This is a genomic window from Nocardia sp. NPDC055029, from assembly GCF_053608525.1.
The window spans coordinates 355,977-368,613 of the sequence record NZ_JBSGVQ010000001.1; the positions used below are offsets into that span (position 1 = coordinate 355,977).

Sequence of the window (12,637 nt, forward strand, 5' to 3'; positions counted from 1 at the left end):
TTTGCCCGGGTTCCCCGGTCAGGCGCAGGGCGGGCGGTAGGAGACGTTGGGCACCTGGCGTCGCCAGACGGGTTCGGTGAGCGCGTCGTCGGTGGCCGCGCAGATCCGTTCGGCGACCAGTTCGGGGTCCAGATCCCAGACACCGAGCTGGCCGTTGTCGGTGACGATCATGAGCTGTTCGCCGGCGGGATGCAGGACTACGTGGCGGTTGAGCCCGTCGGCAGGACCCAGCGGCCCGGCGCCCTTGCGGGGCGCGCGTGGGTCGTCGAGATACCAGAGCGCGGTTGTTCCGTCGTCGCTCGAGATAGCGAGACTGTGGGAGTCCACCGACGTGGACAGCGCGACGATCGGTGCCATTTCGGTGCGGAGTGTGTCGGCGAGCGGTCCGATCGTCTCGGGGCCTTCGATGTCCCACAGCCGGAGGTTGTCGAATTCCGTCACGATCATGGTCCGATTGTCGGGTAGGAAAAGCGAGGGCTGGAAGATGGCCGAGGCATTGTTGCCGATCTCGCCGATCACACTCGGATTGTCGGGGTCGCTGATGCTCCAGATCTCGCGCATGTACGGCCGCCGGCGGTCGTCCGGATCGAAGGATACGGTCTCCAGCTTGTCGCCGTCGGCGTGGAACCGGCCCAGGAAGACCTCGCCGAACGTCGTGGTGATCGGTGCGCCCAGACGAACCGGCGTTGTCCGGTCGGTGATGTCCCACATCTGGATCGAGGTACCGTCGCCCACCAGCATCCGATTGCCCTCGACTGTCGACGACATAGTGCCGATGGCGGGCCACGGGGGCAGGGGGCGCGGGTTGCCGGGATCGTCGAGGTCGAAGACGAGCCGCTGTGCGCCGTAGCGGTCGTGGATCGACAGCGTGCGTCCGTCGGGACTCAGCGCGGGTTGAGAACGACCGGGCGAACCGGGGATCGTCGCTCGCCGGACCGGGTTGCGGGGTTCGGCGGTGTCCCAGACCGTCACGGCCCCATTGCTGGACAGCACGGCCATCCGGTCGCCTGTTCGGTCGAAAACGGGCAGGTACGAGGAGTGCTGGGCTGTCGCGACCAGCGATCGCGGGATCGACCAGATGCGCAACGTTCCATCGTTGCCAGCTCCGGCCAGTAACGGTCTGTCTGGAAGGAAAATCAGCGATCGCGGCCCGTTCTCGCAGGACGCGACCAAGGATCGCAGGCAGTGGCCCGGGCTCACCGACAGCGCGGGTGCGGCTTGCTCCGGCTGAACACGATCGGTGATGTTCCACAATCTGCCCGCGTCTCCGGCGCTCGTGGCGAGCATGGAGCTGTTCGGGGCGAAGGCGATCGAATGCATAACGCCGTCGTCGACCCGAAACGGGGACCCGTACCTGCGGGGATTGCCAGGATCGGTGACCTGCCAAAGCTCCACTCGGCTCGATAGCGGACCGTCGGTGTCGGGCGATCCGAAGGTGCCGATCGCCAAGAGCGAGCTGTCCGAGCTGAACTCGAAGTCACGGAGATGAGCGGTGCTGGGGATTGTCCCGGCGAGACGTGCGGCTGCCGGGTCGCGGACGTCCCACAGCTGCACGACATCGGGAACCCCCGGGTCGTACGCAGATCGGCTCACTGCGAGCAGGGTGCCGTCGGGACTGAAATCGACGGCGGATGCCACGTGCTCGGATCCGTCGCGGGGCACATCGATGCTCCTCGACCGCACGGGGCCGGACGGGTCGCCGAGAGCCCAGAACGTCACCGACGACGCATCCGATTCGGCGAGCTGGGTCCCGTTCGGACTGACCGCGATCGACTGGCGTCGGCTGGTGGTGAGCGTGTGCAGCAGCCGCGGTGACTCCGGCTGTGCGAAGTCCCAGAACTGAACGCCCGCTGACCCATTGGTGACCGCGTTCGAACCACCGGCGACAAACGCCAAGCTTTCGAGAGGTGCGTCGAAATCGGTCTCGATGCGCACCGGCCGCTGCGGGACGGTGGTGTCCCAGAGCATGACCTTGTTGTCGAGATCGATGGAAACGAGCAGCCCGTCCGACGGTCGGGCGACCAGCGATTCGACGGGTTGCTCATGGGCGGGCACGGTGACCGCGAGCGGCAACTCCTGGGTGTTCAGCAGCTGAGTCCGGGTCGAGAGGTCGGGCCGCATCCGATACGCGGCCAGCGACAACTGCGCCGACAGCGACGGATCGGTGGTTCGGGTCCGTTGCGCCGCGGCGACCAGTTCCGCGTAGTCACGGTCCGCTGTGCGCTGATCGGCCAGCTTGCCGCGGTCCCAGGCGACCACACCGGTGGCCAGCAGCGCGACCACGATGGCGGCGGCGCCTGCCCGCCGGCGTCGTCCCAGCTGGGCCGACCGTCCCGAGGCGTCGAGAAAGGCGCGGGCGCGTGGGCTGGTCGCGGTGCCGCGGGTGTGTTCGCGCGCGCTGTCGAGCCGCGTACCGCGATAGAGCAGCGCGGGATCGCGTGCGGCGGTTTCCCATTCGGTGGCGTCGCTCTCCAGCCGCTGCCGCACCAGGTGTCCGACTCGATCGATCTCGATCCATCCGCGCAGCCGGGGCCAGGCGGTCAGCACGATCTCGTGGGAGAACTGGACCGAGCCCGCGTCGAGCGCGATCAGGCGACTGGCGGCGAGAACTTCCAGCGCCTCCGCCGCGGCGTCGGGATCGCTGCTGCGCGTGAGCAATTCGGTGCGGTCGACGATGCGCCGGGTGTCGCGCGCGTCTTGCCCGACGGTGACCAGCGATCCCAGCATCTCCTGGGCGGTGGCCTGCTGGGCCGGGGAGAGCTCGCTCCAGGCCAGTTCGGCGGTCTCGGCGACCGAGCCCGCCACCCCGCCCGCCTTGCGATAACCGGCGACGGTGAGCTTGCGACCTTCGCGCTGCTGCCAGGTCGCGGCCATCACGTGCGACAGCAACGGCAGCGTGCCGGGATCGTAGGCATCGGCGTCGGTGTGCCCGCCGAGTCCGCGCAGTTCGGTCAGCACCAGTTCTTCCAGGCCCTGTTCGAGGGTGAGTCCGGCGGCCGCCGATGGTCCGGTGATCGCGTGCGACAACTCGTCGGGCGACATCGGGCCGAGCAGATAGTTGTTGTGCCGCAGGCTGTCCCGCAGGACCGGGTGGTGCAGACAGCGTTCGTAGAAGTCGGCGCGTAGTGCCAGGACGACGGTGAGCGGATCGTGCGGGCGGGTGGTCAGGTCGGCGAGCGTGGTGAGGAAGGTCGAGCGTTCGGCCTCGTCGGGGCAGAGGGTGAACAGTTCCTCGAACTGGTCGACGATCAGGACCCGGAGGTCGTCGGTGAGTGCGGCGGCGAGGGCGGTGGTCGGCGTCGCGCCCGGTGTCATGGTGGCGGTGGGCAGGTCGAGGGCCGGGCGCAGGCCCGCGGCCAGCAGCGAGGACTTGCCCGCGCCCGACGCGCCGATCAGCACCACGATGCCGGTGGTGGCGCGGACCAGGTCGACGAATTCGGTGGTGGCCTGTTCCCGGCCGAAGAACAGGGAGCGTTCCTCGGCGCGGAAGGCGCGCAGGCCGGGGTAGGGGCAGGTGTCGCCCTCGCCCGCCGTCGCGGTCCAGGTCACCGATTCCTGCCACAGGCGGCGCCATTCGTGCGGATCGGCGAGTCTGCGGGGGAGTTCACGCTGTGCCTTCGCGGTCAGGTCGATCAGGGTCAGCACCACCGGCAGCAGCGATTCGAAGCGGGCAGGCACATTGCGACCGGCCTTCCAGTCGCTGATGCGCTGGGGTGACGGCGTGCCCGCCTGGGTATTTCGCATGCGCCGCTCGGTAGCCGTGGCGACCCGGCGCAGGGTCGGATTGCCTGCCGCAGCATAGAGTTCGGCGAATCGCTGGGCGAAAATCGCACGCGGCGAGGAGCTTTCCGGCTCGGTGATGGTCAAGGAACCCCCCGTTCGATGAAAACGACCGAGGGGAATGCTATTTGGTCGATCGGGACCCGGCGCGAGGCCGGGTCCCGATCCGCGTCAGAGGAACATGGTGTCCCCGAAGACCGAGTTGGTCGCGCTCACCTCCGGTGTGGTCGCGGTGACGGTCGCCCAGGAGTAGATGTTGAGTGGCCCGCCGCAGTTGCCGACCATCAGATGGAAGTCGCGGTTCACCAGGTAGGTGGTGCCCGAGCTCAGCGGCATGCTCCCGACATCGATCTTCTTGATCTCGCCGGGCGCCAGCGACAGGCTCAGGTCCATCCCCGCCGAGATCGACGGACCGATATCGGCGGACGCATCCGGCCCCGACGAGCCGAACCCGATGGTGGCCCCCGCGCCGACCGAGATCCCGCCGTCCAGCCCGACCGACAGCGTCACATCCACCGCGCAGGCCACGAGATAGCCCGACTCGAGTGTCCCGGTCGCCCCGGCCGGCGCCGTGACGTACGCGGTGTTGTCGAGGAACACCTCGCGGTTGGTCGGCATCGCGTTGAGCGCGGGCACGTGGCGGTAGGACTGATCGGTGTGGCCGAGGGTCAGCTCGAAGCCGGCGGGCCCGTGATAGGTCGTCTCGTGCGGGGCCATCGGTGTCGCCGACGCGACGGGGGTGATCCCGACGGTGGTCAGTGCGACAGCGGTGGCAGCCAGCATGGTGGTGGTGATGTTCACTGTTTCCTCCCCTGAAGTGAGGCCGTGAATTCCGGCTCGACATCAACGTAGGAACTCGCCCTTGGCGCGAGCTGATGATCACCTTGCCGAAGAGCTGACAATCGCAGGTGAGAGTGCTGTGACCGGTTATCCGGTCCGGCGCCGCGGCGCGCCGGTTCGGCCGATCGATGAGGTCGGCGAATGCCCTGGTGGAGCGTGCTTTCCGTCCGGACCGGACACATCACACCCCAGGTCGGCGGCGAATCGTGCACTTCGGGGCCGACATCAGGGACTTTCCTGATGTCGGCACCGGGTCATGCGTGCCAGTATCGAAGGATGGATCCGTCTGTTCCCACCCGCGACCCCGCCCAGGGGCCCGCCACCCCACCGGGGTCCGGCGCCACCGCCGGGAACGCCGCTCCACACCCCCCTGCTCCGACCGCCAAGGACAGTTCCACGCCGGACGGCAACCCTGCACGGCTTGCTGACCAGGCGCCCCTCGGCGATGCCGCCCTGGACCGAAACGCTTGGTCCCATGACGGTGCCCCGACGAACGGCGAAGCCGCGTCGAACAGATATGCCGTGCCGAACGGCAGCGCTACGTCGAGCGGCCTCGGCTCGTCGAACGGGAGCGGTTCGGGGGCCCCACCCAACGGTTATGCCCCGCCTAACGGGGTCGCGACGCCAGACGGTTACGTCGTGCGCAACCAGGGCGTCATGCCCAACCGTCATCTCGCACCGAACGGTGGAAACCGGCCGCTCGGCAATGCCGCGCCGTTCGGCGGTGCGGGTGGGCCCGGCGCCGCGGCGGATCCGCGCGGTGGGCACCGGCCGAGGGGTCCGCAGCGTTTCGTAGCGCGCGCGCTCGGCAATGGCCGTGCGGTCTACGGGACGCCGCCGTATCCTCCGCAGCCTCCGTATCGCGGCGCCCAGGCGTACGGGCCGTATCCGGGTGCCGCTGCGCCGATGGGGTACGGCGTTCCGCGCGGCTACCGGCCCGGGATGTTGCCCGCGCCGGGTCCGGAGCCGGTCGGTGCACCGATGCCGGAGACCCCGCGCCTGGTTCGCCGGACCGGTGGCCGGGTGGTCGGTGGGGTCGCGGGTGGTCTGGCCGATCATCTCGGCGTCGATGTGTTCAAAGTGCGGATGGCGTTCGTGCTGCTGTCCGCGCTGCTAGGCGCTGGTCTGGTGGCCTACGGACTGCTGTGGATCTTCACCCCGGCAGGCAGCGACGCGGCGAAGCCCACCGGCGACGAGCGCAGGCAGGCGATCGGACTGGCCCTGCTCGGCCTCGGTCTGGCGGTAACGGTGTCGTGGCTGTTTCAGGGCACCGCGGCAAGGGTGATCGCCCCGATCGTCGTGATCGCGGTCGGCGCCGCGCTGGTCTGGCGCGAGTACGACGTCGCCGCGCCGGGTCCGCGCGCGCTGTTCGGGCTGCCCGCGCGACCGTCGGTGGTCACCTGGTCGCGGATCGTGGCCGGGGCGACGCTGATCGTGGTCGGCCTCGGCGTGGTCGTGCTGGCCAGGATCGATCTGAGTTCGCTCGGCTCGGCGCTGATCGCGGTCGCGGTCACGCTGATCGGTGCCGGTCTGCTGACGGTGCCGCTGTGGCTGCGCATGGTCCGCGCGCTCAATGCCGAGCGTGGCGCCCGCATCCGCAACGAGGAACGCGAGGAGATCGCCTCGCACCTGCACGATTCGGTGCTGCAGACCCTCGCGCTGATCCAGCGGCAGGCCGAGGACCCGCAGGAGGTGCTGCGCCTGGCCCGCAGCCAGGAACGCGAACTGCGCAAATGGCTGTTCGACGACACCGCCCCCGCCCAGTCCAGCCTGGCCGCGGCTCTGCGCACCATCGCGGGTGAGGTGGAGGACCAGCACGGCGTGAAGGTCACGCCGGTGACGGTCGGCGATGTCGCCATGGATCCCGGCGAGACCGGCGCAGGCCTGCCCAAGGAACACTTCACCGCCCTGCTCGGCGCGAGCAGGGAGGCGCTGGTCAACGCGGCCAAGCACGCAGGCGTCCCCGACATCGACCTGTTCGCCGAGGCCGAGGCGCATCAGGTGAGCATCTTCGTCCGCGACCGCGGCGCCGGTTTCGACGTCTCGAAGGTGGCCGACGACCGTCGCGGACTCGCGAAGTCCATCCGCGCCAGGATCGAACGCCGCGGCGGCACCGCCGAGATCGACTCCACGATCGGCCGCGGCACCGAAGTGCGGATCGTCATGCCGCGCACCGACTCCGGCAGCATCGACGAGGTCACGCCCGCCGAGACCACGCCCGCCGACGGCGCGACCGCCGAGCGCACCGACCCGACCGGCCATGGCGTCGGCGGACCGGACCCGCGGCCCGCCCGTCGAGGAGCGCGCGACAACGAGCCAGGGCAGCGCTGAGCGCGGTGACGACGCGCGAACCCGCGCGAGAACTGTGGTACCGATGAGCGAGTCGATCGCACGGGTGGGATGAGGAGAGCTGTCAGTGAGTGTTCGGGTGTTTCTTGTCGACGATCACGCGGTGTTCCGGTCGGGGGTGCGTGCCGAGCTGAGCCGCGAGACCGACATGGAGGTCGTCGGCGAGGCGGGTGCGGTGGCCGAGGCGATCGCCGGGATCGATGCCGCGCGCCCCGATGTGGTGCTGCTGGATGTGCACATGCCCGACGGCGGCGGTGTCGCGGTGCTGACCGGGATCGCCGAGGGCCCGGTGTGCCTGGCGCTGAGTGTGTCCGATGCCGCCGAGGACGTGATCGCGGTGATCAGGGCGGGCGCGCGCGGGTATGTCACCAAGACCATCTCCGGCGCCGAACTGGCCGACGGCATCCGCCGGGTCGCCGGTGGTGACGCCGTATTCAGCCCTCGCCTGGCCGGTTTCGTCCTCGACTCGTTCACCGGCCGCTCCCCGGTCCCCGAGCCGCCGCTCGACCCCGAACTGGACTCGCTCACCCCGCGCGAACTCGAGGTCCTGCGCCTGCTGGCCCGCGGCTACACCTACCGCGAGATCGCCGAAACCCTGTTCATCTCGGTGAAGACGGTGGAAACCCACGCGTCCAACGTGCTCCGTAAGACCCAGCAGTCGAATCGCAACGCCCTGACCCGCTGGGCGCATCGCCGCCGTATCGAGTGATCACATCACGGCGATGATGAGCGCGATCAGGATGACCAGCCCGATCAGCACACCAGCGCCGATGGCCAGCGGTGCGCCGTTGGGCAGGTTGTCCACGAAGCTGCCGCTGCGCTGTTGCTGCGGCGCGGGCGGGGCGGACAGCGGTGCGCGCTGGGGGCGCGGCAGCGGTGCGGAGTGGGGGCTGCGCAGGCCGCTGGCGGAGTTGCGGGCAGCCCAGGAGGGAATGGTGCCGTCCTCGGTGCGCAGCGGAACACCGAGGATGTAGGCGGCGGTGCCCGGCCCGAAAGCCGCGGTGAGGATCTCGTCGCGGGCCTGGGCCATCGTCGGGCGGCGCTGCGGCGCAGGCTCGAGCATGTGCAGCAGCGGCTGGGTGAGGATGCCGCAGCGGGTCGGCGGAATGATCCGGCCCATCGCGGCCCTGGTGACGACGTCGTTCTCGTCCTCGTCGAAACCGAACGGCGGCTGGCCCTCGAGCGCGGTGTAGAGCGTCGCGCCTAGGGAGAACACGTCGCTGGCCTCGGTCGGCTTGGCGCCGCGGGCCACCTCGGGCGGCAGGTAGGCGGGGGTGCCGGTGATGGTGCCCTCGGGGTCGTCGCCATGGGTGTCACCCGCGCCGCGGGAGATGCCGAAGTCGCTGAGCTTGGCCTTGCCGAGATCGGGACCGCGATCGGCGACGAGGATATTGCCCGGCTTGATGTCGCGGTGCACGATGCCCGCGGCATGCGCGGCGGCGAGCGCGTCGGCCACCTGCGCGCCGATCTGGGCGACCTCGACCGCGGGCAGCGTGTCGACCAGCGCGAGCGCCTTGGCCACGCTGCGCGAGGGTAAGTACTCCATGACGAGCCAGGGTTCGCCCGCCTCGATCACCACGTCGTAGACGGCGATCGCGTGCTCGTGCGACAGCTTGGCCGCCACCCGGCCCTCGTGCACGATGCTGCTGCGGATTCGCTCGGCCTCGGCCTCGCTGAGGCCTGCCGTGGAGAGCACCTGCTTGATCGCGACTTCCCGGTTCAGCAGCCGGTCCGTCGCGAGCCAGACCGCACCCATGCCACCGCCGCCCAATTTCGACTGCAGGCGGTAGCGGCCCGCGACGAGGTAGTCGGGGCCGATATGGGGACGAGCACGTTCGGTCACGGGTGCGAGGGTAGTCGAATATGCCGATGACTGGCCGGTATCACGGCGCGCGGGTATAAGGGGCCCCGCTGTGGACACGGGAAGGGGGTGGGTGTCACCCTGGTCGTCATCGAACGTATATTCGAATACGATCGATAGCTGAAACGGTGCTGCCGTTCCAGCGCTGGGCGGTTCTCCGCTCGCGGGTCCATCGTGGAAGTAGGTGGTGTTGATGGGTTCGGATGCGTTGTCGCCCGAGGTGGCGGCCCGTGAGCGCACGCTCGACGACTTGCGCCGTCGGATGGCGTCGGTGCCGGGACGCGGCGAGTCCGCCACCGGTCACATACCGCATGAGCAGCCACTAAGTCGCGATCTGCTGCCGGTGCCTGGACCGCTGGCCGAACTGCTGCCCGACGGCGGACTGCCCAAAGGCGCCGTGGTCGCCTACTCCGGCGCGCACTCGATGCTCTCGGGTCTGCTCGCCGCGGTGACCGGCGACGGCGGTCACGCCGCGGTGGTCGGCCTGCCCCGGCTTGGTTTGCTGGCCGCCGCCGAGATGGGCGCCCAGCTGTCCCGGCTGGCGGTGATCGCCGACCCAGGCCCCGATCCGGCCGAAGTGGCCGCCGTCCTGCTCGACGGGCTCGACCTGGTGGTCCTCGGCCTCGGCGGCCTCGCCGTCCCGCCCGCCCGCTGCCGGGTCCTCGCCGCCCGCGCCCGCAACCGCGGCGCCACCCTGGTCGTCGCGGGTGGCACCTGGACCAATCCGTCGCTGCGCCTGGACACTCGCGTCACCGGCTACCGCGGACTCGGCGCGGGCCGCGGTCGGCTGCGTTCGGTCTGCCTGGACGTGCGCGTCAGCGCCAAGGCTGGCCCACCCCGACACGGCCGCATCGACCTGTGCGCCCAGGCCGGTCGTACCGAATGGCTTGCGCGCGAAGCGGAGACCCGCGAGGTGGTCGACCTCAGGGAGGCCGTGTCGTGACCGCCCGGCGGTGGCCATCCGGTCAGGCGCCGATCGCCTGCCCGACGCTGCCGCCCACGTCAGTCGATGGTGTTCGAATCCATGCCGGTGGTCGGCGATGACACGCGGAGAGCGTGTCCTGGCGCTGCTGTGCCCCGACTGGCCCGCGGTGGCGGCGGCAGCGGCGGCCGGGGTGCCCGCGGATCGTCCCGTGGCGGTGCTGCACGGAAATCGGGTGGTGTCGTGCTCGGCGATCGCCAGGGCCGAGGGTGTGCGAGAAGGCGTGACCCGCAGGGAAGCGCAATCACGCTGCCCCGAACTGATTGTCGCCCAGCATGATCCGGACCGCGATGCGCGCCTGTTCGAACCGGTCGCCGGTGCGGTCGACGCGACCGTACCCGGTGTCGAAGTACTGCGCCCAGGACTCCTTGTCCTCGGAGCACGCGGTGCCACACGGTTCTTCGGCTCCGAGGAAGCGGCGGCCGTGCGGCTCATCGATGCCGTGGCGGTGGCGGGCGCCGAGGCGCAGATCGGCATCGCCGACGCCATGTCGACCGCGGTGCTCGCTGCCCGCCGCGCCGCGATCGTGCCGGTGGACGAGGGCGCCCGCTACCTGGCGCCGCTGCCGGTGGCCGAGCTGGCCGCCGAACCGGCCCTTGCCCCACCGGAACGCGCCGAGCTGGTCGACCTGTTGCACCGCTTGGGATTACGCCGCGTCGGTGACTTCGCCCGGCTCACCCCCGCCGACGTCGCCTCCCGCTTCGGCGCCGACGCGGTTCTGGCCCATCGCCTCGCCCGGGCACTGCCGGAGCGTCCGCCGTCGGCGCGGCAACCACCGCCGGAACTGAGCGTCGAACTCAACTGCGATCCGCCGATCGATCGCGTCGACGCCGCCGCGTTCGCTGGCCGCACCCTCGCGACCCGGTTGCACACCGCCCTCACCGCCGCCGGTGTCGCCTGTACCCGCCTCGCCGTCACCGCGCGCACGGAGGCGGGGGAGGAGCTCTCCCGCATCTGGCGCTGCGCCCGCCCGCTCACCCCACCCGACACCGCCGACCGCATCCGCTGGCAACTCGACGGTTGGCTCACCCACCGCGACCGGCCGACCGCCCCGATCGTCGTGCTGCGCCTGGAGCCGGTCGAGGTGGTCGCCGCAGGCGCGCTGCAGCTCGGGCTGTGGGGCGGGGAGGGTGAGGAGACCGAACGCGCCCGCCGCGCGCTGGTCCGGGTGCAGGGTCTGCTCGGTGGCGAGGCGGTGCGCGTCGGGGTGCTCAGCGGCGGCCGCGGTCCGGCCGAACGCATCACCATGATCGCCCTCGGCGACGAGCTCACCCCGGCCGCCGACCCGTCCCAGCCCTGGCCGGGCAGGCTCCCCGAACCGGCGCCGACCCTGCTGCTCCTGCACCGCCCCACCGTGCACCTGACCGCCGCCGACGGCACCGCCGTCGAGGTCACCGACCGCGGCCTGTTCACCGCCGACCCGGTCCGCCTGCACTGGGGCCGCAGGCAGTGGGCGCTGCTCGGCTGGGCGGGCCCGTGGCCGGTGGACGAGCGCTGGTGGGCCGCCGCCGAACAGGCGGGTCCCGCGGCCCGTGCCCAGGTCCAGCTCGACGCCGAACCGACCGAGATCAGGGCCGTCCTGCTCGTCTACGACGCCGCTGCCTGGCATGCGGAGGGCGTCTACGAATGAGGCAGGCAGCACGCGCGGTGGCGGGACGAATCCGCGATGTGGGCCGCCGACACTCCGGCAGCGTGCCGGTCTGCCCGCCGAAGCCCCAGCTCACAGCCAGGTCGCAGGGCGCTTCACCACCGAACCCCGCGCCGGTTCTACAGTGAAACGACGCCTGTTCCGGATCGGCCGGACGGATCGACCCGGAGGGAGCGTCATGAACCCGTTCGATGGCATGCTGTGCTCGACTGCCGCGGCCGACCTCCCGCTGCCCGGCACCGCGACCCACGTCACCGGCTGGTTGTGCATCGAGCATCCTGGCGCCTGGGGTCGCGACGTGATCGGCGACGAGGTGCTCGGCCCGGAGATCACCGCCGAACTGGCGGCGCGCACCACGGCGGCCAAGGTCCGCCCGACACTGATCCGCCGCCCCGGCCGCAACGAGTTCAGCGGCACCCGCACCGTCCTGCTGGTCAGCTCGCGTCCCGAGGGCTCCTGGTGCGAGCGCTTCGAGATCACCGACCTGCGCCAGCTCTTCGACATCGACCTGCACCTCGTCGACGGCCCACCACCGGGAATCGGTGTGCGAGTGGACGATCCGCTGGTCTTGGTCTGCGCGCACGGCAAACGCGACCAGTGCTGCGCCCTGCTCGGCCGCCCGATCGCCGCCGCGCTGGCCGCCGCCAACCCCGGCCGCGTCTGGGAGGCCTCGCACACCGGCGGCCACCGCTTCGCCCCCGCCGTGGTCCTGCTCCCGTCCGGCCTCACCTACGGCCGCGTCGACTCCGCCGCCGCCGAGGCCCTGCTCGCCGCCGCCGACACCGACGCCGTCTCGCTGACCGGCCTGCGCGGGCGCAGCTGCTACGACCCGATCGCCCAGCTCGCCGAAGTCGCTGTCCGTGAACAGCTCCCGCCGGTACCCGGCGACGCCCTCACCGTCGTCCCCGAGCCTGTCCCCACCGACGCCCCTGCCCTCGCTGGCGCCGCCATCGTCACCCACCGCGACGGCCGCCGCTGGCGCGTCACCGCCCGCACCGTCGCCGCCGCCCCACGCCAGGCGAGCTGCGGCGCCGCCCCCAAGCCCGCCACCTACCTGGAACCGGCTGCGGTGGAACAACTCCCGGCCCTACCTGCCGACCTGGCCGAACGATCCGGCGGGCTGACGGCGAGGTCGTGAACCCCGGCGACGCCTAGCAGTCCGCGTTGTGGGCGGTGG

Annotated in this window: 8 protein-coding genes; 5 read left to right on the top strand and 3 right to left on the bottom strand. The window is 71.0% G+C overall.

Annotated elements, in window-relative coordinates:
* Positions 1-18: 18 nt before the first annotated feature.
* Together ACWF9G_RS01345 and ACWF9G_RS01350 are read right to left on the bottom strand one after the other, a co-directional pair.
* Positions 19-3,867, bottom strand: a complete 3,849-nt coding sequence (locus tag ACWF9G_RS01345; protein WP_452512784.1) for an nSTAND1 domain-containing NTPase — start codon at positions 3,865-3,867, stop codon at positions 19-21.
* 84 nt (positions 3,868-3,951) lie between these two features.
* A complete protein-coding gene (locus tag ACWF9G_RS01350) occupies positions 3,952-4,581 on the bottom strand; it encodes an MspA family porin (protein ID WP_452512786.1) in 630 nt (209 codons plus the stop codon).
* Positions 4,582-5,562: 981 nt separating this feature from the next.
* On the opposite strand from ACWF9G_RS01350, the gene ACWF9G_RS01355 reads away from it, so the two are divergent.
* Positions 5,563-6,951 (top strand): PspC domain-containing protein, encoded by a 1,389-nt coding sequence (locus ACWF9G_RS01355; protein ID WP_379303645.1) that lies wholly within the window; start codon positions 5,563-5,565, stop codon positions 6,949-6,951.
* 85 nt (positions 6,952-7,036) lie between these two features.
* Positions 7,037-7,678: a response regulator gene (locus tag ACWF9G_RS01360; RefSeq protein WP_379303524.1), complete on the top strand. Its 642-nt coding sequence runs from the start codon at positions 7,037-7,039 to the stop codon at positions 7,676-7,678.
* Here ACWF9G_RS01360 and ACWF9G_RS01365 read toward each other — a convergent pair whose 3' ends face one another.
* Complete coding sequence (locus tag ACWF9G_RS01365; protein WP_379303522.1) at positions 7,679-8,812, bottom strand: serine/threonine-protein kinase; 1,134 nt, start codon at positions 8,810-8,812, stop codon at positions 7,679-7,681. It lies immediately after the preceding gene.
* A gap of 211 nt (positions 8,813-9,023) precedes the next feature.
* Between ACWF9G_RS01365 and ACWF9G_RS01370 the strand changes: the two genes are divergently transcribed.
* From ACWF9G_RS01370 to ACWF9G_RS01380, 3 genes are all read left to right on the top strand, one after another.
* The gene (locus ACWF9G_RS01370; protein ID WP_452512789.1) at positions 9,024-9,773 is read left to right on the top strand and encodes a hypothetical protein; all 750 of its coding nucleotides are present in this window, start codon (positions 9,024-9,026) and stop codon (positions 9,771-9,773) included.
* Positions 9,774-9,870: 97 nt separating this feature from the next.
* The gene (locus tag ACWF9G_RS01375; protein WP_452512791.1) at positions 9,871-11,442 is read left to right on the top strand and encodes a DNA polymerase Y family protein; all 1,572 of its coding nucleotides are present in this window, start codon (positions 9,871-9,873) and stop codon (positions 11,440-11,442) included.
* A gap of 196 nt (positions 11,443-11,638) precedes the next feature.
* Complete coding sequence (locus tag ACWF9G_RS01380) at positions 11,639-12,598, top strand: sucrase ferredoxin (RefSeq protein ID WP_452512794.1); 960 nt, start codon at positions 11,639-11,641, stop codon at positions 12,596-12,598.
* The last annotated feature ends 39 nt before the right edge of the window (positions 12,599-12,637 follow it).